This is a genomic window from Thaumasiovibrio clandestinus (genome assembly GCF_047250365.1).
GTDB lineage: Bacteria > Pseudomonadota > Gammaproteobacteria > Enterobacterales > Vibrionaceae > Thaumasiovibrio.
The window spans coordinates 88,158-111,467 of sequence record NZ_JBLBVL010000004.1; the positions used below are offsets into that span (position 1 = coordinate 88,158).

The window sequence follows — 23,310 nt, forward strand, 5'->3', positions numbered from 1 at the left end:
GCGTTACTAATACAGTGAAGTGTGCAAGTTAAGTAACTTCGCCTTCCCTCAAAAGCCGAGTCCTTAGGACTCGGCTTTTTCATTATTGACGCACATCTTTTCCTGCTTGATACTTAAGGACACACGATTTACAGACACATGCTTTTCCTTTTAACTCGAGCGGTATGTCTAAAAAAAGTGGTTGTGAGAAAGTCAGTGAAGGGTCTTTACACCAGCATGAGGTTGTTTTTCCGCTTGATGCATGGTTTGCGCATACGTTGCTCTCGCCACACAATGGGCATGCTGTTGGATCAAGTTTAGCGTTCATAGGGTTCCAAGTATTCTCGATAATTAACATATTATTTCAATCATTTACCTTTACAGTGTACCGTTAGGGACTAGTCGCATGTAACACAAGAACTCTGCTACTGAGCAACTTGGTTCAAGCATTATTCCTACGTATTCGTGTCTTTCTAACAGGTATCAAATCAAGGTCTTGATTTGTATACTAAACTGAATGACAGGATCGAGTTAGTCAAGGAGATACGATGCACAGCCAGCTCGCGTCAGAACATGTTTATGCAGAAACTCGATCTGATCTTTTTCAACATCCGTCGACCAAGTCTCTGCCTCCACTCAACTCGATCGTTGGTCAGGACCGCGCTCAGCAGGCTGTCCATTTTGCGATGTCCATGCCAGGAAAGGGTTATAACATTTATGCCGTAGGGCATAACGGCTTAGGCAAGCGTACCATGGTGATGCGTTACTTAAAGTTTCATCAGATGGCGAACGGGCATATTTTTGATTGGATATATGTTAATAACTTCGACGATGCCCGCTTTGCTTATACGATTCAGTTGCCTGCTGGACGCGGTGCTAGCTTTAAAAAAGAGCTAGAAGCCATCATTACCCGTTTACTTACGGCAATGCCATTGGCATTTGATAATGACCTTTATTATTCGCGCGCAGATAAAATCAAGTCACAATTAACCACGAAGCAAGAAGCAGCGTTGAAGCAGCTGAACGAACAAGCCCAGCAGCAAGGCATCAATTTGCTGCTGACACCGCAAGGTGATTATCAATTTGTCGCTCTTAATGGCGAAGAAGCCCACACAGAAGAGAGCTTTGCGACACTGCCTGCTGCTGAACAAGACCGGTTAGAAGAGGCGATTGTTGAACTGGAAAAGCAGTTACGTGGTATTAGCCGTCAGATGAATGAATGGGAAGAGACGTTTGTTGAGCAGCAGCAAAAACTAGAAAGCGAAGTCGCAGAAAATGTCATGTCGCATCAGTTTGCGCGTTTGGAAAAGCAGTTTTCTGATGTCCCCAAGGCAATTGAGTATATTGAGACACTACGAAATGACATTGTCGAGAATCTTGATGTTTTTTTAGACGACAAGGAGATCCATACGGACTTGGCCTATGCCTTATCTGGTAAGAAAATCCCGCGTCGTTATCAAGTTAATCTTCTGGTTTCCCATGGGGCACACCAGTTTCCTGTGGTGGTGGAAGAGAGCCCCAGTTATCACACCCTGTTTGGTTATGTTGAAAATGCGACGTATAAAGGGACGGTTGTGACCGACTTTACACTGTTGCGTTCTGGCAGCATGCACCAAGCGAACGGTGGCGTACTGTTAATGGATGCAATAAAAGTGTTGGAACGCCCATATGTGTGGGATGGTTTAAAAAAAGCCTTGCGTTCTCGCCAACTCGATTTTAGTTCATTAGAGCGTGAAGTAACGTTATCTGGTTCGTTATCGATGGAGCCACAACCTATCCCGCTAAACGTGAAAATAATTCTATTTGGAGATCGGCAGACTTATCGGTTATTACAGCAATATGATCCCGAGTTTACTGAGTTGTTTCGCGTCACTGCAGACTTTGAAGAGGACATGGAAAGAACGGCTGAGGGCGAGCAAAACTATGCCCAGTTTATATCGAGTATTGTCAATGAAAACGGATTAAACCACTGTGATCGTAGTGCGCTGTGTCGCGTTATTGAATATGCCGCGCGCCAAGCAGAAGATCAGTTTAAATTGTCGCTGCACTCTGGAGAGATAGCGAATTTACTGCGCGAGGCACACTATTGGGCAGTGCAGAGTGAGTCTACGCTAATCCGCAGTAAGCATATCGAGCAGGCATTGGAAAGCCGTGAAATGCGGGTGAGTCGAGCACGCGATTTGATGCACACCACGTATATCGAGGGTGCGGTGAAGATCGATGTCTCAGGTGAGCGCGTTGGTCAAGTGAACGCATTAACAGTGCTAAACACTGGCGAGTTTTCGTTTGGTATGCCGAGTCGACTCACTGCCACGTGCGCTGCTGGTGATGTTGGTGTGGTTGCGATCGAGCGTCAGGTCGAGTTAAGTGGCGCCATTCACTCAAAAGGGGTGTTAATACTGACAGCTTTTCTCGAATCGTTATTTGCCCAGCAGCGTAGTTTACCCATTAAGGCGTCGCTAACCTTTGAACAAAATTATGGCGGTATCGATGGTGATAGTGCATCAATGGCCGAGTTTATTGCATTGATTTCTGCGATAGCGAATGTACCAGTACAGCAGAATATGGCAATCACTGGGTCTATGGATCAGTTTGGTGAAGCGCAGGCCATTGGAGGAGTTAATGAGAAAGTCGAAGGGTTTGTTGATGTCGCCCGCTCACTGGCTTATGAAGGGAGACTGGCAGTGATCATTCCCCTTTCTAATGCGCGTCATTTAATGTTGAAGAAAGCGCTGAGACAGGAAATAGAGAAAGAGAAGCTACAGGTGTATACCGTTGAAACCGTTTTCGATGCGATTGAATTAATGACAGGCATGGCCTGGAAAGGAGAAGGTGGTATTCACGAGCGTGTTGTCGAGCAACTTTCCCACTATCCTGGCAAAAAGGTCGATGAGGTGTGAAGCACCTATCTCAGATTATGCCTATTCTGAGTGTCATACTTAGGTGCTATGGGACGGTTTGTTAGCTTGAGAGTGTTACCTCGAGATGGCATGCACTATTGCCATTATCGCTTTTTCTCCCACATTACCTGCCTGTCTTTTGGCCAGTTGGCACCAATGTCGTGATATTTTTTTTCTAGCAAGTGACGTTTAATTTTAAGTGTTGGTGTTAGTATGCCATTTTCGATTGTCCACGGATCGTCAATGAGTAACACTCCTTTGATTTTTGCGTGAGACTCTAACTCGCTATTGATCTGGTTAAGGACTCTAAGCGCTTTGCGTTCGTAACGTGCAGGGTCAAAATTAGGGAACGCGTGCGGGATCGCCAGTAATATCGGTGCCGGCAAGCCCGATCCAATTAAGCACATCATCTCAATATTGCTAAGTTCAAAGAGGCGTTTTTCGATAGGTACTGGCGCAACGAATTTCCCTTTCGCGGTTTTGAAGGTGTCTTTTTTGCGCCCTTTAATGGTTAAGTAGCCATCATTGTCCAATGTGCCTAAATCACCAGTATGTAACCAACCATCGACGATACATTCGCCATGGGCAGAGTCTTGCTTATAGTAACCTTTAAATAGCCCCTGGCTTTTAACCAGTACCTCTTCATCGTCAGCAATTCTTAGTTCAACACCTGGGCCTGCATTGCCGACGGTACCGATTTTATCGCCGCGGAAAGGGTAATTGAGCGTGCTATAGGCAAACGATTCCGTCATGCCCCATGCTTCGGTAATGTTGAGGCCAACAGAATGATACCAGTGGAGTAAAGCTGGTGATACTGGTGCCGAGCCACATCCAAGGACTCTGGCTTGATCAAGTCCTAAGCCTTGTGCCAATTTCTTTTTAACTAACGTCGAAACCAGAGGAATTTTCAGTAACAGGTTGAGTTTCTTTTGCGGTAGTTTATCGAGAATGCGCTGCTGGAAAAGCGTCCACAATCGGGGGACAGAAATAAATAGGGTTGGGCGCTGCATTTTGACATCTTCAATAAAGGTATCAAGTGATTCAGGGAAAGCAGTATTGACGCCACCTAACATTGAGGTACCTAAGATATAGACTCGTTCCGTAATGTGAGCCAATGGCAGGTAAGAGAATAAGCGTTCGCCTGTATTAATACCAATGTGGTCGATCAATTGCTGTGAAGACCAGGCAAAATCACCATGGGTGAGCATGGCACCTTTCGGTAACCCCGAGGTGCCAGAGGTATAAACAAAAGACATATAGTCATCCGGAGATGGTAATGTAATGTCGTCGGTTGGCGCATAATCGCTTAGTATATCGTCCCAATTAAAATCACAGTGATAGGCGTCAGGATACGGAAACGAGAGTGTTGTTATCGGGTGCGTTAAACTTTGAATTGATTGGTGAGTGGCATCGTTGCTATCTAATTTACCCACGATAACCAGCTGACTTTCGCTATGGGTAAGGATATGTGAAATGGTATCGGCGCCGGCAGTTGGGAAGATAGGAACACTGATGTACCCTCCCAGCATCAGAGCGAGATCGGTGATGTACCATTCAGCACAGTTTTTTGAAATAAGCGCCACGCGATCACCTGCGGTGACGCCTTGACTGCGTAAAAAGCTAATTAGGCACTTAGCTTGATCTAACACTTCTGCGTATGTGAAGTCTTTAAATTGACGGTTGATAATCTGCCTTAGCGAAACTTCATCGGGTTTGACGTCTACCCAATGCATGTACTGTTCACATACGAGAGTTTGTGTCATCTGATTTCCTTACTTTTTATAATGTTGCGATATTGTTAACATTAGTCGGATGAGTATTATCCCGTCAAGGTTGGTGATGCAGTTAAAAATAAGCATGCGTCGAAGCTACTTATGGCTGATCAAAGAGGTACTCGATCCAATAAAAGGCGAGAAGGAAGAGTCAGGTGTTATCGTTGACTAGAACAGGCATGAACTACCGTCGTTTATGCCCGTTCTATCATTTGGTTTATTCGAACTTATCGAGGTCAATATTGTACTTATTCAGCACCTCTTGCATTTGCAACTTCTTCTGTCCCGCTGCGACAGCCATTACCTTTGCAGTCACGTCGGAAATTTCTCCTTTGGTAATCCCAGCTTTCTTTGCTTGCAGTAGATAATAACGGGTACAAGGTAAGCAATTCATTGCCATTGCCGCTGATAAACCGACTAGAAGCTCAGTTCTAGTATCCAAATGCTCGTTGTCGTGGGTTGAGCGATAAAACGCGCCGTAAGGCTCTTGATGCTTTCCTAGCATATGACTTCCTGTCGTTGTAATTAATGAATTAACTTTGTTGCGAATAACTGTGTATTCAGTGGTAGTAGCGTAGAGCCAAGTATATATAGTATATCTAAAGCTATAAAAGCGCAGTTATTCACTGCGCTTTTGTGTGTTAGCGGTTAACGCTGTTTTAATGGGGATGATAATATGTCCTTACAGCGTAATCGGTGTGCTGCTCTACTGTTAAGCTAGATAGGTGATGGATATAGTGCCTCGTAGCGAATAGAGATACAGCCGCCATTTAGCTCTTCAAGCACGGCCTTTGTAGAGCCACTTTCATAGATGGATTTACCTGCAATATCGCCTTTGTATTCGTAGTCCTTGTAACCTGTTTCTCTTAGTGCGTTACAAGATTTGTCAGGGAATGTTACCATTTGCATTAATGTGCTATCACAGCGACCATCTGTGCCTGGTGCAATGGATAACGTGGCGTAACCCCATGTACCGTCGTTATATTTCCTAATATTAAGCGCGGAGAATAGCCGTTCTGACGGGTTGTCTGACGAAGAGAATGACCATGCTCCATTTGGTCCAGCATTTTCGTTCAAATAGCCGTCCATTTTTTTAATTTCTTGAAGGCATTGGTTAACTCCCCATTCTTTGGCCTGTGCCGTAATTACGCCTTCAAAGCTATTAGCATTGATCTGAGTACAGGTAATAAGTAGGGAAGTGCCAATCAAGAGTTTTTTCATCTTTTTCTCCATGTAGATTTGTCCGACAAGTTATATAGTGCCGTGCTAGATTGGGAATGGTAGTTAGTTTCAATCTAGAAGTGGTGGTAACTGATATTCTCTGTTAAAGCTGTTTGATAAACCAAACTACAGTATGAGTCCTTTAATACGATGAGCATTCACTTTCCATTTTTATTTATAAAACGAGTGGCAGTACGATGCGGGATATGCAACAGCGCTTTTCGATTTATGTTATCACCAACATATTGATAATAATAGCATTAATGAGTGGCGATTTGACCGTGCTGCCTATAGATGTGTAGTGCGTCGCACGGTAAGGGTTAAAGGGGCGGTGGATTAGGTGTTTGCTTGCTTTATTTATATTGGTGTGGCGCACCACAATGAGCTGGTTGAACCATGGGAAATATCGCTTTACCAATTACATCAATTCTATTTGTTGCTAATCGACGAGTTCAATTTCTAAGCTATCTAAAAGGCTTAATGCTTCATAACGAGAAAACTTGGCGTTAGTAATTTTGTTTTGCAATACATCGATCGTGAAATTCCATGATTCGGTAAAGTCGACATTTTGTAAATTGGTGCGCATAAATAGGCTGTTGGTAAAATCACAGTTTTGCATGGACGAGTTGGGAAAATCCCCTTCGCGAAAGTCGGCTTCATGCAGCTTACAATGCGTTAAATTTAGTTCGTGTAACGTTAAGCCGAAGAAGGATGAATCGTTGAGGATACATTGGTTAAACTTAAGCTCTGAATCTAAATGATATGGTGGCCAATATGCCTTGGTCCAGTCAACGCCGATAATTTTACACTCAGTAAACTCAACCTCAAAGAAGCGTGAATGCGAGATTTTTATCAAGCTTAGGTTACAGTGGTTAAAAGAGCAGTTAATAAACTTGCAATGGGAGAATGTTGTTGATGAAAAGTCACAATGATTAAACTCACACTGCTCGAATTCTGTTACAGAAATATCAGCAGATAATAGTGTTTGCTGATTAAATGTTTCTTCGAAGTGTTGTTTATTGCTTTCAATTCTCATTTTGGTCGCCTTGGGAAGTCCGGTAATAGATGCTCATTGCTATGCAACTATAATCAAAGTGTAATCTATTTGTTCACCTGAAACTAGTGCTGATGAACTATACTGAAATCGCCATGGTTCTTTGGTTAAATAAACCTAAGGGTGTTGTTATGAAACAAAGTATACATGTTCTTTCGGTGATACTTGTTGCATTTGGTTATATCGTGAATGCTCATGCCACTGATAACTCTCAAGCTTTATTAGAAGACGCGCTGAGTGCTGCACCGCCGTCATTGCGAGATAAGGTAACCGTTGTTGATTGGGATAACAACGTTCTGCAAGAAGGCAGTAGCAGCTATACTTGCTTTCCTACTCCGCCTCAATTGCAAGGAAAGGCGCCAATGTGTATGGATGCGCCTTGGATGGAATGGGCTGATGCCTGGATGAATAAGAAACCGTTTGAAGCGAAAACGATAGGCATTTCGTATATGCTAGCCGGTGATGAAGGGGCTAGTAATATCGATCCTTATGCCCAAGGAGAAACCGCAGATAATCAATGGGTAAAAGAGGGCCCTCATTTAATGATTATCACCCCAGATAAAGATTTATTAAACTCGTTACCCACTGACCCACATAATGGCGGGCCATATGTTATGTGGAAAGATACACCTTATGTCCATATTATGATCCCTGTCGGAGATTGATTGACTTTAGATATATTTAAGCCGTCGTCATTACTTTATGTATCAGAGTTTGTGATCTTGGCGATGGCTTATCGTTGTTGCGATAAAGTGAAGGGTGGTGGTTATCTATTCTTAAATAATAAACCTTGATTACTATGAGATGTGACCGTTCCTTCGACCCTCATTAAGTGGTGTTCTTTTTGGACATTTAGTCGGGTGGGTATTCCATTGGCTAATGTGTTAACCCACCACTCTCCGTCGGTGTGGGTTAGCTCTCCAATCGCGATAATGTCATTTCTACGATTAAAAACACCAACTTCGCTAAACTCACTAATATTATCGGCAGGGCCAAAAACGACGATTGAACCAAGTTTGTAGCGAGAATTGTGATTATCTATTTCAACAGGTAAATAGCCAGCTACTCTGGTCATTCTCGGCATAATAACGAATTTAGGCGGCATTTTACCGCAAGATAGGCATTGCTTTACTTCAACAGTAAATAGCGTTGAGTCCTGAGAATGCCACTCCTCGCCGTCGATATCAAGGCGGTGGTGAAAGTTGGCGAGGGGCTCACCGACCAGTTGTGCGAAGCGGACAAGGAAATCAGTATTAAGTTGAATACCTCCCCTTAGGTACTGCGAAAATGCTGATTGACTTAGGCCAATCTGTTTTGCCGCATCAAGTTGAGTAATGTTATGTTTACTTCTGTATTTGTTCCATTCTTGTTGCACTTTGGTTAGTACTTTTGAGCTGTAGGCACTTGGTTTCTTTTTCTTCAACAGTATATCTCCGTATATGAGTGTCGCTTATATTTGGATATTTGTCCTTGTTATTGTTTTAAGCCTTTTAAAAAGGGACATGATGAGATGTAAAATTCAACTCTATATTAAAAATATAAGAAAATAAATATTACCATTACTTATAATCTTTGCGTGTGTGATGAAAGTCTCATATATAGCACTGTCGCCATGTATTTTATGGCGATAGAATTCGATCTAAATATGGCGCCTTTGTTTTTGAATTGATATTAATTATCGATGGCAGCGCCGTATTGTGCTTATATAATAAAGGAATTAAACATGTATAAAGGCCCAAAACGCTTTCTTTCGACAATGATATTATGCGGCTTAGCAATGTCAGCTCATGCTGCTAGTTATGACGTTGTTATTTCTGGTGCTCGTGTGGTTGACCCTGAGACAGGCTTCGACCAAGTTGCCAATATTGGTGTTATCAATGATCAGATAGCAATTATTACTTCTGATGCACTATCAGGTAGCCGAGAAATTGATGCAAGCGGTTTGATTGCGGCGCCTGGCTTTATTGATTTACATGCTCATGGTCAGGATCTATATGGGCTGCGTATTGGTGCGCTGGATGGTAAAACGACTCAGATTGATTTAGAAACAGGGTCATATCCAGTACAAGATTATTATGAGCTTCAAAAAGGACGTTCAGTATCTAACTATGGTACGTCAGTTGGTCACTCTATGGTTCGTGCTGCGGTTATGGATGGCGTTGATCCACAAGGACCTGGTTTGATTTTGGGATTGTTAGAAAGAACATCTGCAAATGGTAACCAGTGGGCAGCGCGCCGTTCATCAGATGAAGAGCTTGATCAAATCGATAATATGCTTTCTGATGATTTGAGAGATGGTGCGCTTGGTATCGGTGTACTAGCGGGTTACTACAAGAATGAAAGTAGTGAGGCAATTGCTCGTGCGGCGAAAATCGCAGCCGATAACGATAGCTTCTTTACCGTTCACGCTCGCTATATTAGTTTACTTCAACCAACAGGCGCACTCGGCATTCAGGAAATGATCGCTTTGTCGGCGAGCTATGATGTACCTTTGTTGATTCATCATCTTCCAACTAACGCTTTAGCTGACACAAAGTTTGTTCTTGGTCTGATTGACGAAGCGAATGCCAATGGTGCACGTATTTCTGCTGAAATGTTCCCATATGAACATGGCACAACTTATATCGGTACAGAGATGCTGGATGAAGGTTGGCAAGAGCGCATGGATATGGACTACAGCGATCTAAGCTGGGTTGAGACGGGTGAAACACTGACCAAAGAGAGCTTTGATTTCTATCGTAGAGAACAGCCGCATGGCTGGTACATTATGAATCACATCAAAGCTGCTGACATGAAGCTAGCACTTAAGCACCCGAGTGTAATGATTGGCAGTGACTCAACAGTATATGTTGATGAGAATGGTAAGATGATGGAAGAGGACTCACCGTTTGGTGCTGGTTTAGGCCATCCTCGTAGCGCTGGCTCTTACGCAACTTACTTGCGTATGGCTATAGATGGTGTTGACTTGTCACTACCTGATATTCTGGGTAAAACGAGTTTATTACCAGCGCAATTCTTAGAAGAAATCGTTCCAGACATGGCAAAACGTGGTCGATTGCAAGAAGGTGCTTACGCGGATATTACGATCTTTGACCCAGAAACAGTTAGCAGCCCAGCTGGCTATGAAGGGGGGACAAATAGTCTTCCATCGGTAGGGATCAATTATGTTGTTGTTAATGGTGTTGTTGTTGTTGATGACGGTAATATTGTTGAAGGTGAGTACCCGGGAGCACCAATCCGTGCCCCTAGACAGGTTAACTAATCGACGCATTAACGATTGATATGAGTTGCCTTTGTGAGGCCTAGTGAATAACTAGGCCTTTTTAATTGATACAACTGAATAGATCTTATTGACCAATTGATTTGAGAAGCTGTTCTTATTGGTCGATTAAGCCGTATTTTTCACGCAAAACGTCGATGATCTCTTGTTTCGGATTTTGGCTTAGATGAATTTTCTCGCCAGTGATTTTTTCAGCGATATCTGTATATGTTTTAGATACTTGCAGAAGTACGTCTTGTGGCAGGGCGTTGTCACGTGCGAGCGCTTCTCGCTCTGGCATACGATTCTTATTTAATAGAATGTCAGGGTCAGGGAAGTAGTTCAGAAGTAATTGACGAAACCCCTCTTTCGAGTTCTCGATAATATGGCCTTCACGGTACTGCGAACCATCCCAAATGCGAGACGAATCGGGTGTGCCGACTTCATCCATATAAATAAGCTTTTCTTGGCCAGCAGCATCAGTGACGTAGCCAAATTCAAATTTGGTATCCACAAAAACTTGATCTATCTGTGCTAATGCATCGCTGATAACATTAAATCCTTGCTTCAACAATAACTCGTATGTCGCAATGTCATCAGGAGACGAGAAGTTAAAAGCCGCATAGTTGTCTTCGATGTTCTTGCGGCTGATGTTGACATCATCTTGTGCAGGGACATCTGGAATCCCTTCAAGAACCCCTTTGGTTGACGGGGTAATCAGTAGTTCTGGTAGTTTTTGGTCTTTTATTAGTCCTTCAGGCAGTTGGATGCCACAGAACAAGCGCTCGCCTTTAGCATATTCGCGCCACATAGAACCGGTAATATACTGACGACAAATGGCTTCGACTTTAACTGGTTTCGCTTTTTGCACTATCCAAACAAAAGGGTGTGGAATATCAAGGATGTGACTGTCTGCCAAACCTTGCTCTTTGAATAGTTTGAACCAGTGATTTGATATTGCATTGAGTGCTGCCCCTTTTCCTGGAATACCATTCATTCCGCCGTCTGCGTGCCAAATGCAGTCGAATGCAGAAATGCGATCGCTGATCACCATTATCGCGAGTGGCGCGTCCTCGGTGACATCATACCCCTTTTCTTTGATTAGACGTCGACTATCTGCGTCAGTAAGCCAGTAAACAGAGCGGACTTTACCACTGTGAACCGGCTTATCGGTGCGGATTGGTAGGTCATCATTTACAGCTAAAACAGAATCGGCAAGGCTCATGGTGAAGTTCCTATTTCAAAAGACAACAAGACTAAATTCGCTATATATGAGCGCAATCTTACCAGAAATAAGAATTACCGCCATCAAAAAAGCAAACGTTTGCTTTGCTGGGGGATGGTCAGTAGATTAGGCCTTATTTGGTGAAGGCGTATCACTGGGGGTACTATCTATATCCCAGTCGAATTTGCTGGATTTATCTTCGTGATTAGGGTTAAGGAAAGGGCTTGTGACCTTTCGCGATTGAGCGATAACCTCTTCTAAAGATCGGCATTTGGTTAAGCGCGCTTTTAGCGCTGCATGGGATTTGTTTTGCATAAAAAGTACTAAAAAAGTGAGGGGGCAAACTGATAGTAAACAATAAAAGTGTGAGCTGCGTCAAGTTTATCCATGCTCAATGTACTCGTTAAATGTTCTTGTTGTGCCGAAAAGAAACGACAACAAATGCGCTAGACTTAATAAAAAAAGAGGAAATTGTGAGAAAGAGTAAAAAATGCTTGAAAAAGAGTAGGCCAACAGGTTGCTGGCCTGATTCATGCGGTACGATTTAGTGCTCTTCTGTCTCTATGCCGATGAAACCACCCGTTTGGTGAGCCCATAGCTGAGCGTAGATCCCTTTGTTATTCACAAGCTCCTGATGGCTTCCTTGTTCGACAATTTGGCCTTTGTCCAACACGATAAGTCGATCCATTGCCGCAATAGTTGATAATCGATGGGCGATAGCAATAACTGTTTTTCCTTTCATGAGTTCATATAAACTTTCTTGTATCGCGGCTTCTACTTCTGAATCTAGTGCTGACGTTGCTTCGTCTAAGAGAAGAATAGGGGCATCTTTCAACAATACACGCGAGATGGCTATTCGTTGACGCTGCCCGCCAGATAGCTTCACTCCCCGTTCACCTACTTGGGCGTCATAAGCGGTATTGCCATGTGGATCACTTAATGTTGTTATAAACTCGTGAGCTTGGGCTTGCTGAGTTGCATTAAGTAACTCCTCATGGCTGGCGTCGGGCTTGCCGTAGAGAATGTTTTCTTTAATAGAGCGATGTAGCAATGACGTATCTTGAGTCACCATGCCTATTTTGGCGCGTAGGCTTTCTTGAGTAACGGTGCGAATATCTTGTCCATCAACGGAAATCGTGCCGTTTTCGACATCATGAAAGCGCATGAGTAGATTTACTAGCGTAGATTTTCCAGCCCCAGAACGGCCGACTAAGCCAACTTTTTCGCCCGGTTTAATATGAAGGTTAAGGTTCTCTAATACCCCTTTCTCTTCTCCATAATGGAAGCTAACATTATTAAATGTTATTTCGCCTTTGCTTACGTTTAGCTCAGAAGCATTGTCATCATCTAAGATCTCTGTCGGTTTAGACAGCGTCGCCATCCCATCAGCAACCGTGCCGATATTTTCAAATAACGTACTGATCTCCCACATAATCCAGTGTGACATACCGTTTAATCTTAGTGCTAGGCTGATAGCGATAGTAATCGCTCCAACGGTAATCGCGTTAGTGACCCATAAGCCAATAGAAACAGCACCAATGATGAATACCAGTAGGTAGTTTATTGCTTCCACGCTGAGGTTAATGCCTGTGACTAGCCGCATTTGACGATATACGGTATCAAGAAATGTCTCCATCCCTTCTTTGGCATATTTTTCTTCGTTATCTGTGTGTGCAAATAGCTTTACTGTCGAGATATTCGTGTAACTATCAACAATACGGCCTGTCATGGTGGAACGAGCATCGGCTTGCTCGGTCGATACTCGCTTTAGCTTCGGAACAAAATGCCATTGAATGCCAACGTACGCAACGAGCCATACCAGCATAGGTAGCATTAATCGTGTATCGGCTTTTGCTATCATAAATAGCATTGAGGTGAAATAGACACTGACGTAGACCATTACGTCGAGCAGTTTCATCACTGTTTCGCGAATTGATAGTGATGTTTGCATCACTTTTGTTGCAATACGTCCGGCAAAATCGTCCTGATAAAAGGAGATACTTTGGCGTAATAAATAGCGGTGTGCTAACCACCTAATCTTCATAGGGTAATTACCCAGTAATACTTGGTGTACCACTAATGAATGGAGGAAAACGAGACAAGGAATACCCACCAATATTAGCAGTGCCATTTTGAATAATGTACCGCTTTCTTGTTCAAGAAAGGTATCGGGTGAATATTGAACTAGCCAATCAACCAGCGTGCCCATAAAACCAAATAAGATCACTTCACTAATCGCTATCAGTGTGGTTAGAGCTGTCATACAGAGTAAAGGGATTTCGCAACCACGGGTATAGTGACGGCAAAAGGCCCATAACCCGTTAGGTGGTTGCTCTACAGCGTCATCTGGTAGGGCGGGAAGCAGTTTTTCAAAGTACTTTAGTAGGGACATAGCGCATCCTGATAGTGGTGTTCCCGTTTGCGAGTTCCGTGGACGTCATAAACAGATAGTCATAGTTTTATAAGTGTTAATCATATACTTATATAGAAGGAAGTTTTACCTTTTTATTGGAATCCGTGCGTGCTTTGTGCCCAACAAAACCATGTTTGGCGAGAGCGATTTTGCGCCACTGTTGTGAACTGAGTAAGGTTTCGTCATCTAAACGTATTTTGGCTGGAAAATGGAGAAAGTCTCTTTAACCCGTGTGACGCTGAGGTACAATGTCGCTAAATGCGTTATTGATGATGATTATGAATTACAACCGAATTGTCTGCTTCGACTTAGAGATGTGCTGTTGGAATGACGGACGTGAAAAGAATACCGGTGAGATCATTGAGGTCGGTTTAGCTGAAATCGATTTAATGAAAGGTGAGATCGTAAAGCGTGCGCGCTACTTCGTAAAACCCGAGCAAGATGAAGTGTCGTGGTTTTGTACTGAGCTTACCGGAATCAGACCCAAAGTGATCGAGAAGCAAGGGCGGCCACTTGAGTCTGTGCTACGCTCGATGGTAAAGAACTTTGGTGGGAACAATAAAATCTATGCCGCGTGGGGCCGAGATGATCTTATTTTGCGCGACGAGTGTGAAAGTAAAGGTTTGACGGTTCCCTTTCAAGAGTATTTGAATTTGGCAACCTTGTTTGCAATAAAGCAACGCGTGAAAACACCACGCTTTGGTCACAAGGCAGCGATGGACATGATTAATTTGGAATGGGAAGGGCGACAGCATTCTGGATACGTAGATGCGTATAATCTGGCGCGCTTGGCATTAAAAATTATGTAACTAACCACAATGTTTTAAGTTCAATGAGGTGAGCATGCAAAAGCACGTTAAGTACTTAGGGGTGTTCGGCGGGGGGTTGCTTGCTCTTACCGCGTTAAATGTCGTTTATGGTGGGGGACTAAGTCATTGGGGAATTCTTCCCCGGCAGTTGTCCGGTTTGACGGGGATAGTTTTTGCCCCTGTATTGCATGCCAGTTGGTCACACTTTTTCGGTAACATCTTGTCTTTCTATGTTCTTTCCTTCTTTCTCTTTCAGTTTGGTGCTGCGCGGTATTACCGTGTTCTCTTTGTTAGTTGGATATTAACGGGGTTTGCTGTTTGGCTATTTGCGCGGGCGCATTACCATATTGGACTGAGTGGCGTGATATATTCGCTTTGGGCCTATCTGTTGGTGTATGGGGTGTTGCGAAAAAGCATAAAGTCTGCGGCAATTGCCTTGGTTGTGGTACTAATTTATGGCTCTTTTATTTGGGGAGTGTTTCCCGCTCAACGTTGGATGAGTTTTGAAAGTCATCTGTTTGGCGCGTTGATTGGTGGCTATTTCGGCTTTTTTTATGCCCGTAGAGATAAATGCCGTGCTGATAAAGTGGTAGGGTAAGCATTTACCTATTTATTATTTAAGCACTCGAATGGCAGTGCACGTTTAACGCGCGGTAAGTTTGTTTGCTAGCCAATCGCCAGCTAAGGCAATCATTGTGCCACCAATAACTGCGACGGGAAGCATAACAAGAAGGCCGCTAAAGCGCATGGTTTGGCGTATTAGCAGAACCAGTATCGCGCCACTAAAGGTGTAGTAAGCAGAGAAAAAGAGAAAAAAGATGGGTTTGCGTATTTTTCCTAAGGGATTAAACAGTAATGGCTTCATGCGCTATCGATACTCAAATGATGAAGTTAAATAGTATCTTTCCTGGGAAAAAATGTGAGCTATAACTTGTTACGAGTTGTAAGTAATAGTTGCACCATTTACGCAAAGTTGAACAAGTACAGTAATTGACAACCTTCACTATACTGACTAGGGATAGCCCATAAATTAGTGAGTATAGAAATGGTGAAGATGACGTCGTTTTATCGTGCACTCGTTTGCTGTTTGTTATTGATGCTGGTTCCGATTATTACAGGTCGTGCCGCTGATTTGTCGGCATTGTACGAGGACACGCATAACGTTCGCTACACTGACCTTCTTGTTAATGTACAGGGCTTTCAAGTTCCAACACTAACCGCTTTTCGTGGTTGGGTAATAATGAACGACCTAGAGACTGAAGTAGAGCAGATCTATCAGTTTTTTGATCAACAGGGCGTTGATGAAATGCTGCCTTGGCATCTCGTGATGATGCAGGGAACTGATTGGGCTCGATCGGGAAAAACCGTTTTTAATCTGCCACAGAGGAAAAATTGGGCCAATATGGCACGTACACTAAGGTTCATTCAAAAACATGTTATTCCTGAAGTTGGCCCAGTTATTCCTGTCTCTGGAGACAGAAGTCAGGAGTATAATGTGATTGCAGGTGGCGCGAAGGCGAGTAAGCACTTAACTTTTTGCGCTTTAGATCTTGTGCCAGTTAACGCTATCTCTAGGGCAGAACTCCATCAAAAGTTAAAAGAAATATATCGACTGCAGGGTCGCGAATCCCAAATGGGACTCGGACTCTATGCTGGCGTGCGCTTTCATATCGACACATGTGGCTACCGGCAATGGTAAGGCATTTACAATACTGAACTGGGTTATTTTGTTTGAAATATAAACTGGTGGTCATCGCCAACCAAAATTAAGTCGTTGTCTGAAAACTCAACGTCTACACCTTGGGTTAACGCTTTTAGTAACTGGGACTCAATGGTCGCCACTTCATTTTGAATGCAGAGCATTTTTGTTGTTGCTAACCCAGGAGCCATCATATAGCTGTTGCTAATCTTGGTATCACCAAAATAGTGATTACATCCCCCATGACCAGAAATACGTCCATTTGTTGCCATCATAAAAGTGGGGGGGTGTTGAATTGTTGCCGGATCTATCGGCGAGGAATCAATGGCAGCGAGTTGCCACTCTTTATTGGCTAAGTTATTGGCTAAGTTAATGGTTGGATCGCTGGTCATGCTGCAGCCCGCCAATGTGAGTAATGTAAGTGCTAATGTCGTGATGGATTTCATTCTTTTGTCCTTCAATGATAGTTACAGCGTTGAGGCTGTGCACGAGTATACATACTGAATTGTATATCATTTGTTGCTTTTGCGGTGCTCTCTGTGGGTGCAATGTTGTCAGGTTGCGTGGTGGTTTGTTATTGAGACGTATTTTGATAGGACGTTTCATTACCAATGTCACAAAAATGCAGTCTAATATTCCGATCTATGGCCATTGCTTGGTACCTAACACTGCCAAAGTGTGACAAGTGCCACATTTTAGCCCGTGATAGGTGTCACATATAGTTATTTATTCTAATTTTGGTTTAGAGTTTGGTTTGAGCTGCCATAAAAGCGGGAAAAAACAGTGCCACATGCCGATATTTTTCACCTAATGTATATATAAAGCTCAAACAACGACATAGGATAAAAGAAATGATTATCGGCGTACCTAAAGAAATTAAAGTTCATGAATACCGTGTCGGTATGGTGCCAGCCTCAGTAAAAGAGTTGGTTGCGAATGGACATAATGTCTGTGTCGAAACCCTAGCGGGTGCGGGTATTGGTTTTAGTGACGAAGATTATATTGCAGCTGGCGCAGAGATCTTGACGACGGCAGCGGAAGTGTTTGCAAAAGCAGACATGATTGTAAAGGTAAAAGAACCTCAAGCGGTAGAGCGTGCAATGTTGCGTGAAGACCAAATTCTATTTACTTACTTGCATCTTGCTCCGGACCCAGCTCAAACAGAGGACTTGATTAACAGTAAAGCGGTGTGTATCGCATACGAAACGGTAACAGATAACAAAGGTCAGCTACCTCTATTAGCGCCGATGTCAGAAGTTGCAGGCCGTATGTCTATTCAAGCGGGTGCGTTTGCTCTAGAAAAATCGCGTGGTGGACGTGGCATGCTGCTTGGTGGCGTTCCAGGCGTTGAACCTGCAAAAGTGGTTGTTATTGGTGGCGGCGTTGTTGGTGTAAACGCGGCACAAATGGCGGTTGGCCTACGTGCAAATGTCGTTGTACTTGACCGTAATATTGACACTTTACGAGCGATTGATGCACAGTTTGGTGGCAAGGTTGAGACAGTATACTCGACTCAAGCATCTATTGAGAAACACGTTCTAGACGCTGATCTGGTTATCGGTGGTGTTCTTCTAAAAGGTGCTGCTGCGCCGAAGTTAATCACAGCAGATCTTGTTAAGCGCATGAAGTCAGGTGCGGCGATTGTGGATGTTGCCATTGACCAAGGCGGTTGTGCAGAAACATCTCACGCAACAACGCATAGTGAGCCAACTTTCATTGTTGACGATGTTGTGCACTACTGTGTCGCTAACATGCCGGGTGCGGTTGCTCGCACATCAACGTTCGCGCTAAACAATGTAACACTGCCTTTTATTGTTGCACTGGCGAATAAAGGGTATAAGCAGGCGCTGTTGGATGATAAGCACCTGCTTAATGGCTTGAATGTTATGCACGGTCATGTCACTTGTGAAGAAGTGTCGGAAGCACTGAACCTACCGTACGTGCCAGCAGCAGACATGTTGGCGAAGTAACGGTCTCCATCAGTTGTTTATAAAAAACACCTTCTCTTAGGAGAAGGTGTTTTTGTTTTTGGGCTAATGCCTATCGGATACAAGGTGTAAAAAAAGCTCACGATATTGTGAGCTTTTAATTCTTCAATTAGTAGTCGCGTTTGTTTAGGAATGCAAATGCGGTATTGAAAGCTTCTTCCTGGAATGGTTTCAGACCAACATCTTTGGCTTTCATTGTCAATGGTGTGCGTTTTAAGCTGTCTTTGCTCTGCTGGGCAGTGAGTACATCAACCTTAAGTGTATCAATAAGCTGAATCGCTGCTTCTAACTTAAAGCTCAGGCCTGGTGCAGCAAGCTTCCCTTTAGACATACGCTCGCGGATAACGACATGCTCAATTTGATAGTCTTGCATTAGTTTTGCGAACTTAGATTGGAATTCAGCCAGCATTTCCGTGTCATGATCAACTTTGATCGATACAGCAGTAACGCGACAATCGTGAACAGCCATCATTCCTTGATGCATAGAAGCCAATACCACAACTGCTTCATTATTTTTAATTTCTACGGCGCAAATCTTCATTTTGTCATCTCGATAGGTTTTTGGCGCATTATAGTGGACTGAGTACTAAATGCCAGCATTGGCTATCAGTGAATCCCGCTATATCGACACCTTTTTTAGCCAGAGCTAGAGACTAATGTCGATCTTTTCTGCTAACGACATTGCTAAGTTATTATCGTAATATGCTGCTTCGTTAATAAAGTGTGGATACGCATCATAGTTACCTTGCCAAACGACTTCCTCACCATTGAACAAGCTAAAGATTGGGTCCCCTTGTCTTAACAGCTTGAAATCAGCATCTTGTACATGCTTGTGGACCATTCCGATACGTTCACCATGCTCATCCATTGGTAATGACAAGGTCTCTTTATACCGATAGGCTGAATAACCGTTGAGGGTAGGTAGTGCTTGCGTATTGTAAAGTTCGACGAAGTCGAGAATGTGGTGGGTCATCGTTTCCATTTGTTCAAGTACATCTTGGCGCAATACCGACTGTGGTTGAGGGCCAACTTCAACAATGACGCCTTGTGCGGTAATCGAACTGAGAAAACCGTGCTCTTCGACACTGCATTGGTCTTCAAATACAACAACAACTTCGGGCATTTTCTCCGACACATAGCTACCCAGTTGACGGTTAAAGTCGTCTGACTGTAGTAGGATCAGTGATGGTCCCATATTACTGGTGGTATTGTGTAAATCGATAATAAAGTCACAATTGGCATCACCTTTAGGACCCAGTTGTTGGTTGATAACTTTGGCACGGCTCTGCTCGTAGTTAGCTAACGCAGAGTTGCTTAAATCAGGCAGTGTAAACTGACGATTCAGATCGCTATCGAGGTAGCGTTTGTTATTGTCGAATGCCTTTGGGTTAGCGAACAGTGTTTGACACGCGAGACTAGGGCGAGCAATGGCAGTGGGGTCTTCTTGCCATTTTTTCAACAAGTATATTCCGCTAAATTCATTTCCGTGCGTGCCACCAACAATGGCCACTGAGGTTATCTTAGTCAACTCAAGGTCCTTTTCTATTTACGTCACTCATGTTCGACAGTGTACGTTGAATTTGCATTATTTCAATGTCATAACGCGGGCAATTTGGCGGTATTTACGCTGTTATGCCTTGTTATTACATCCATTTGTTCAGTCTGATTGGTGCTGAAGAGGTTCTGTTCTGATGCGATGAATGAACTATTTGTTATGTGATTGTTACGCTATTTCTGAGGGTAATTGCATCGTATGCTTGAACAGTCGATATTATGAGTGGTGAGATCAACCCTATGGATGCCAAGTTTGCAGCACTACGAGAAACGCTAATAAGGAAAATACCTGCTGAGCGAGTCATTGATGATCCGCTACAAAGAATGGCATTGGGTACCGATGCGAGTTTTTATCGCCTTACTCCAGAGCTTGTTGTTATGGCGGATAATTTGGATGAAATATGTTGGATAGTGCGCCATTGCGCTGAGTATGGCATTCATTATACCTATCGGGCCGCGGGCACCAGTCTGTCTGGACAGGCACTATCAGATTCACTGCTTATCACCTTAACACCGCGATGGCGTCAACATGAAATTCATGAACAAGGTGAGCGGGTCACGCTTCAACCTGGTGTCATTGGAGCCGAAGCAAATCGATTATTGGTTCCGTTTGGGCGCAAAATAGGTCCAGATCCAGCATCCATTAACACGTGTAAAATCGGTGGTATCGCGGCAAATAATGCGTCTGGTATGTGCTGTGGTACTGCGCATAATAGTTACCAAACTTTGGATGGTATGACGATTGTGATGTGGGATGGCACGGTATTAGATACACGTAGTACTGCCAGTGTTTCTGCTTTCAAACGAAGCCATGCCCCGTTTATTCATGCTTTAATGCAGCTAGTGATGACGTGTCGTGCAGACGATGAGCTGGTGTCGCTGATTCAACACAAATACCGTTTAAAAAATACCACCGGATACAGTTTAAACGCCTTGATTGATTACCTTGATCCTATCGATATTATTCAGCATCTCATGATTGGTTCAGAAGGCACGCTTGGGTTTATTGCTGATATTACGTACCGCACTGTTATCGACTATCCATATAAAGCGACGGGTTTATTTGTATTCTCCTCGATAGAGGCAGCGTGCAATACCGTCAGTTTGTTAGCTAATACTGACGTTGTTGCGGTGGAGCTTATGGATTGTCGCGCATTGGCATCGGTGGCCAATGATCCGGCCATGCCCAATGTGATTGCCAAATTGGAAGGTGAGCCTGCCGCGCTGCTGGTTGAGATTCAATCGGCGGAAGAGGCGTTATTGGTGACACTGAGTGATTCAGTTCAAGCATTAATTGAGCAGCAAACTCCGAGTGCGCAAATTGCGTTTAGCCAAGATAGCACCGTGGCACAGCAGTTGTGGTCGATAAGAAAAGGCCTATTTCCAGCCGTGGGAGCCGTGCGTGAAACGGGCACGACGGTAATTATAGAGGATGTCGCGTTTCCGATTGATAGGTTGGCTCAGGCAGTGCGTGATTTGCAGATGTGTTTTACACAGTTTGGGTATGACGAAGCGATCATTTTTGGTCATGCGCTAGCAGGGAATCTCCATTTTGTCTTTACGCAGAGCTTTGAGTTAGAGAGTGAGGTGGAGCGCTATGGGAAATTTATGGACGCGGTGTCTCATTTGGTCGCCATTGAATATCAAGGATCCTTGAAAGCAGAACATGGCACGGGGCGCAATATGGCGCCTTATGTCGAACTGGAGTGGGGTGAGAAGGGGATGGCCCTGATGCGGCAGATTAAAGCCTTATTTGATCCCAAAGGACTACTTAATCCAGGTGTAATTATTAATAGTAATAAGCGTGCTCACTTGTCCGATCTAAAACATATGCCAGCAGCACATCCCTTGGTCGATAAGTGCATCGAGTGCGGTTTTTGTGAGCCAGTTTGTCCTTCTCGTCATTACACACTTACGCCGCGTCAGCGCAATACCGTGTTAAGGGAATTGAAGCGTATGGAGCTTGCGGGCGACGATGCGGAGCGTTTGCGTGTTTGGCAGCAGCGCTATCAGCATTTAGGGGTTGATACATGCGCTGCCACAGGGGTATGTGCTGAACGTTGTCCAGTAGATATTAACACTGGCGAGATGATGCGCCAGTTGCGCCACTCACACGGCGGTGCAGCAGAGCGTATCGCTACATGGAGTGCTGAGCATTTTGGTGCAGTGGAAAATATGAGCCGCGTAGGCGTTAAAGTGAGCACTGCCAGCCAGCGGTTGCTGGGTAAACGCCTCACTCGGGGCGTCAGCCAGTTGCTTTTACGTATGGGCGGACCATTATGGCCAGCAGAAATGCCAACGCTCGCGCCGAACGTTAAGACGTTATCTATCTCCAAACTGAGTAAGCATAAGGTCGTTTATTTTCCTAGCTGCGCAACGCGCGTGATGGGACCTCAATCCAGCGCAGTTGACGCGCGGAGTGTGATGGAGGTGACGGTGTCACTATTGGGGCGTGCTGGCTTCGATGTCATTATTCCAGATGATGTTAATCGCTTATGCTGTGGCATGCCGTTTCACAGTAAAGGGTATGCTGAGCAAGCCGAGAAAGCGTCGCTTCAACTAGAGCAAGAACTGTTTAATGCGAGTGCAAAGGGACAATATCCTATACTAATGGACACAAGTCCGTGTAGTGCCCTGAGTAAAAATCAATTCACGGCGTCGATGTCGATCTATGAGCCCTTCGCTTTTATTGCAGAGTATGTGCTTCCGTTACTTCCAATTACTCCGAAAGAGGCAACAGTGATGTTGCATATTACCTGCACATCGCGCCGTCGTGGTCTCGCTCCCATTATGGAGCAGGTTGCCCGCGCCTGTGCCAAAGAGGTGGTGATACCCGACGATATTCTGTGTTGTGGTTTTGCTGGTGATAAAGGGTTTACGCAACCTGAACTGAATGCAGCGGCTTTAGCAACATTGGCCACCCAGGTTCCCGAGACGTGCACGGAAGGGTATTCAAATAGTCGTACCTGTGAGATAGGGCTATCACACCATAGCGGTATAGAGTATCGCTCCATTTTATACTTGGTTGATGAGGTGAGTCGCTAGGAAATTGCGCAGTAATAAATTGTTACATAAATTACAATGTTAACATTTTGTGATTAATCCCAGCTGAATTGCAAACGTTTGCGCAAAGGTTTGCTTGGCAAGTCACTTACTGCTTTAGGGCGTATTGAATTTAAAGGGTCGAATGGCACGTTCATTCGTGTGACGCTGATAACTGCGGTTAACATTGCATTAACATGTTAATGAGGTGCGCTAAGTCACAGAAATAACGTTATTGTGTTTTTTGCAATTAACGTTATGATTCGCGTCATATTGACTTGTTTGACTGTATATTTTTGGCAATTTGGGCCATAAGTTTCTACGTCTCGACCTATATTGAGACACTACAGTCTGCGTTCTATCGCGAGATAAAACTGCATGGCGCTATTGCCGAT

20 protein-coding genes and 1 riboswitch are annotated in these 23,310 nt (G+C 44.0%); of the genes, 8 read left to right on the top strand and 12 right to left on the bottom strand.

Going from position 1 to position 23,310, the window contains the following annotated elements:
* Positions 1-82 precede the first annotated feature (82 nt).
* Positions 83-337, bottom strand: coding sequence for a cysteine-rich CWC family protein (locus ACKLNH_RS07955; protein ID WP_413111729.1), 255 nt, complete (start codon positions 335-337; stop codon positions 83-85).
* Positions 338-527: 190 nt separating this feature from the next.
* Between ACKLNH_RS07955 and ACKLNH_RS07960 the strand changes: the two genes are divergently transcribed.
* Entirely contained in the window at positions 528-2,879 is a 2,352-nt protein-coding gene (locus ACKLNH_RS07960; RefSeq protein ID WP_413111730.1) for a Lon protease family protein, read from the top strand.
* Between the two features lie 104 nt (positions 2,880-2,983).
* Here ACKLNH_RS07960 and ACKLNH_RS07965 read toward each other — a convergent pair whose 3' ends face one another.
* The 4 genes from ACKLNH_RS07965 to ACKLNH_RS07980 all read right to left on the bottom strand — a co-directional run bounded on the left by ACKLNH_RS07965 (position 2,984) and on the right by ACKLNH_RS07980 (position 6,908).
* Positions 2,984-4,642 carry an AMP-binding protein gene (locus ACKLNH_RS07965; protein WP_413111731.1) on the bottom strand — a complete coding sequence of 553 codons (1,659 nt, stop codon included), beginning with the start codon at positions 4,640-4,642 and terminating at the stop codon, positions 2,984-2,986.
* A 226-nt stretch (positions 4,643-4,868) separates the two neighbouring features.
* On the bottom strand, positions 4,869-5,156 hold the full coding sequence (locus tag ACKLNH_RS07970; RefSeq protein ID WP_413111732.1) for a carboxymuconolactone decarboxylase family protein: 288 nt from the start codon (positions 5,154-5,156) through the stop codon (positions 4,869-4,871).
* Between the two features lie 212 nt (positions 5,157-5,368).
* Positions 5,369-5,872: a hypothetical protein gene (locus tag ACKLNH_RS07975; RefSeq protein ID WP_413111733.1), complete on the bottom strand. Its 504-nt coding sequence runs from the start codon at positions 5,870-5,872 to the stop codon at positions 5,369-5,371.
* Positions 5,873-6,311: 439 nt separating this feature from the next.
* Positions 6,312-6,908, bottom strand: coding sequence for a pentapeptide repeat-containing protein (locus ACKLNH_RS07980; protein WP_413111734.1), 597 nt, complete (start codon positions 6,906-6,908; stop codon positions 6,312-6,314).
* A gap of 149 nt (positions 6,909-7,057) precedes the next feature.
* On the opposite strand from ACKLNH_RS07980, the gene ACKLNH_RS07985 reads away from it, so the two are divergent.
* Positions 7,058-7,591 carry a hypothetical protein gene (locus ACKLNH_RS07985; protein ID WP_413111735.1) on the top strand — a complete coding sequence of 178 codons (534 nt, stop codon included), beginning with the start codon at positions 7,058-7,060 and terminating at the stop codon, positions 7,589-7,591.
* A 101-nt stretch (positions 7,592-7,692) separates the two neighbouring features.
* Here the strand turns inward: ACKLNH_RS07985 and ACKLNH_RS07990 are convergent, their stop codons facing one another.
* A complete protein-coding gene (locus tag ACKLNH_RS07990; protein WP_413111736.1) occupies positions 7,693-8,349 on the bottom strand; it encodes a helix-turn-helix domain-containing protein in 657 nt (218 codons plus the stop codon).
* A 300-nt stretch (positions 8,350-8,649) separates the two neighbouring features.
* Between ACKLNH_RS07990 and ACKLNH_RS07995 the strand changes: the two genes are divergently transcribed.
* Positions 8,650-10,188 carry an amidohydrolase family protein gene (locus ACKLNH_RS07995; protein WP_413111737.1) on the top strand — a complete coding sequence of 513 codons (1,539 nt, stop codon included), beginning with the start codon at positions 8,650-8,652 and terminating at the stop codon, positions 10,186-10,188.
* 115 nt (positions 10,189-10,303) lie between these two features.
* On the opposite strand, the gene ACKLNH_RS08000 is transcribed toward ACKLNH_RS07995, so the two are convergent.
* Positions 10,304-11,410: a phosphoribosylaminoimidazolesuccinocarboxamide synthase gene (locus ACKLNH_RS08000; protein ID WP_413111738.1), complete on the bottom strand. Its 1,107-nt coding sequence runs from the start codon at positions 11,408-11,410 to the stop codon at positions 10,304-10,306.
* A 544-nt stretch (positions 11,411-11,954) separates the two neighbouring features.
* The gene (locus ACKLNH_RS08005; RefSeq protein WP_413111739.1) at positions 11,955-13,802 is read right to left on the bottom strand and encodes an ABC transporter ATP-binding protein; all 1,848 of its coding nucleotides are present in this window, start codon (positions 13,800-13,802) and stop codon (positions 11,955-11,957) included.
* A gap of 299 nt (positions 13,803-14,101) precedes the next feature.
* Here ACKLNH_RS08005 and ACKLNH_RS08010 point away from each other — a divergent pair, with 299 nt between their 5' ends.
* Together ACKLNH_RS08010 and ACKLNH_RS08015 are read left to right on the top strand one after the other, a co-directional pair.
* The gene (locus ACKLNH_RS08010) at positions 14,102-14,632 is read left to right on the top strand and encodes a 3'-5' exonuclease (protein WP_413111899.1); all 531 of its coding nucleotides are present in this window, start codon (positions 14,102-14,104) and stop codon (positions 14,630-14,632) included.
* A gap of 34 nt (positions 14,633-14,666) precedes the next feature.
* The gene (locus ACKLNH_RS08015) at positions 14,667-15,230 is read left to right on the top strand and encodes a rhomboid family intramembrane serine protease (RefSeq protein ID WP_413111740.1); all 564 of its coding nucleotides are present in this window, start codon (positions 14,667-14,669) and stop codon (positions 15,228-15,230) included.
* 45 nt (positions 15,231-15,275) lie between these two features.
* Here the strand turns inward: ACKLNH_RS08015 and ACKLNH_RS08020 are convergent, their stop codons facing one another.
* Positions 15,276-15,497, bottom strand: coding sequence for a hypothetical protein (locus ACKLNH_RS08020; RefSeq protein ID WP_413111741.1), 222 nt, complete (start codon positions 15,495-15,497; stop codon positions 15,276-15,278).
* Between the two features lie 231 nt (positions 15,498-15,728).
* Here ACKLNH_RS08020 and ACKLNH_RS08025 point away from each other — a divergent pair, with 231 nt between their 5' ends.
* Positions 15,729-16,331, top strand: coding sequence for a D-Ala-D-Ala carboxypeptidase family metallohydrolase (locus tag ACKLNH_RS08025; RefSeq protein ID WP_413111900.1), 603 nt, complete (start codon positions 15,729-15,731; stop codon positions 16,329-16,331).
* Positions 16,332-16,354: 23 nt separating this feature from the next.
* Here ACKLNH_RS08025 and ACKLNH_RS08030 read toward each other — a convergent pair whose 3' ends face one another.
* Positions 16,355-16,777, bottom strand: coding sequence for an META domain-containing protein (locus ACKLNH_RS08030; protein WP_413111742.1), 423 nt, complete (start codon positions 16,775-16,777; stop codon positions 16,355-16,357).
* 405 nt (positions 16,778-17,182) lie between these two features.
* Between ACKLNH_RS08030 and ald the strand changes: the two genes are divergently transcribed.
* Positions 17,183-18,301, top strand: a complete 1,119-nt coding sequence (ald, locus tag ACKLNH_RS08035) for an alanine dehydrogenase (RefSeq protein ID WP_413111743.1) — start codon at positions 17,183-17,185, stop codon at positions 18,299-18,301.
* 127 nt (positions 18,302-18,428) lie between these two features.
* On the opposite strand, the gene ACKLNH_RS08040 is transcribed toward ald, so the two are convergent.
* Both ACKLNH_RS08040 and ACKLNH_RS08045 read right to left on the bottom strand, forming a co-directional pair.
* Positions 18,429-18,860 carry a DUF3010 family protein gene (locus tag ACKLNH_RS08040; protein ID WP_413111744.1) on the bottom strand — a complete coding sequence of 144 codons (432 nt, stop codon included), beginning with the start codon at positions 18,858-18,860 and terminating at the stop codon, positions 18,429-18,431.
* Between the two features lie 105 nt (positions 18,861-18,965).
* On the bottom strand, positions 18,966-19,847 hold the full coding sequence (locus tag ACKLNH_RS08045; RefSeq protein WP_413111745.1) for an aspartoacylase: 882 nt from the start codon (positions 19,845-19,847) through the stop codon (positions 18,966-18,968).
* Positions 19,848-20,092: 245 nt separating this feature from the next.
* Between ACKLNH_RS08045 and ACKLNH_RS08050 the strand changes: the two genes are divergently transcribed.
* The gene (locus ACKLNH_RS08050) at positions 20,093-22,918 is read left to right on the top strand and encodes an FAD-binding and (Fe-S)-binding domain-containing protein (protein ID WP_413111746.1); all 2,826 of its coding nucleotides are present in this window, start codon (positions 20,093-20,095) and stop codon (positions 22,916-22,918) included.
* 263 nt (positions 22,919-23,181) lie between these two features.
* Positions 23,182-23,282: riboswitch (purine riboswitch) on the top strand.
* Positions 23,283-23,310: the final 28 nt, after the last annotated feature.

Coding starts and splice junctions, on each gene's coding strand:
- ACKLNH_RS07980 (WP_413111734.1), bottom strand. CDS start 6,908: ATGAGAATTGAAAGCAATAAACAACACTTCGAAGAAACATTTAATCAG.
- ACKLNH_RS07975 (WP_413111733.1), bottom strand. CDS start 5,872: ATGAAAAAACTCTTGATTGGCACTTCCCTACTTATTACCTGTACTCAG.
- ald (WP_413111743.1), top strand. CDS start 17,183: ATGATTATCGGCGTACCTAAAGAAATTAAAGTTCATGAATACCGTGTC.
- ACKLNH_RS08010 (WP_413111899.1), top strand. CDS start 14,102: ATGAATTACAACCGAATTGTCTGCTTCGACTTAGAGATGTGCTGTTGG.
- ACKLNH_RS07970 (WP_413111732.1), bottom strand. CDS start 5,156: ATGCTAGGAAAGCATCAAGAGCCTTACGGCGCGTTTTATCGCTCAACC.
- ACKLNH_RS08015 (WP_413111740.1), top strand. CDS start 14,667: ATGCAAAAGCACGTTAAGTACTTAGGGGTGTTCGGCGGGGGGTTGCTT.
- ACKLNH_RS07965 (WP_413111731.1), bottom strand. CDS start 4,642: ATGACACAAACTCTCGTATGTGAACAGTACATGCATTGGGTAGACGTC.
- ACKLNH_RS08050 (WP_413111746.1), top strand. CDS start 20,093: ATGAGTGGTGAGATCAACCCTATGGATGCCAAGTTTGCAGCACTACGA.
- ACKLNH_RS08030 (WP_413111742.1), bottom strand. CDS start 16,777: ATGAAATCCATCACGACATTAGCACTTACATTACTCACATTGGCGGGC.
- ACKLNH_RS08025 (WP_413111900.1), top strand. CDS start 15,729: ATGCTGGTTCCGATTATTACAGGTCGTGCCGCTGATTTGTCGGCATTG.
- ACKLNH_RS07995 (WP_413111737.1), top strand. CDS start 8,650: ATGTATAAAGGCCCAAAACGCTTTCTTTCGACAATGATATTATGCGGC.
- ACKLNH_RS08005 (WP_413111739.1), bottom strand. CDS start 13,802: ATGTCCCTACTAAAGTACTTTGAAAAACTGCTTCCCGCCCTACCAGAT.
- ACKLNH_RS07985 (WP_413111735.1), top strand. CDS start 7,058: ATGAAACAAAGTATACATGTTCTTTCGGTGATACTTGTTGCATTTGGT.
- ACKLNH_RS07960 (WP_413111730.1), top strand. CDS start 528: ATGCACAGCCAGCTCGCGTCAGAACATGTTTATGCAGAAACTCGATCT.
- ACKLNH_RS08000 (WP_413111738.1), bottom strand. CDS start 11,410: ATGAGCCTTGCCGATTCTGTTTTAGCTGTAAATGATGACCTACCAATC.
- ACKLNH_RS08020 (WP_413111741.1), bottom strand. CDS start 15,497: ATGAAGCCATTACTGTTTAATCCCTTAGGAAAAATACGCAAACCCATC.
- ACKLNH_RS07955 (WP_413111729.1), bottom strand. CDS start 337: ATGTTAATTATCGAGAATACTTGGAACCCTATGAACGCTAAACTTGAT.
- ACKLNH_RS08040 (WP_413111744.1), bottom strand. CDS start 18,860: ATGAAGATTTGCGCCGTAGAAATTAAAAATAATGAAGCAGTTGTGGTA.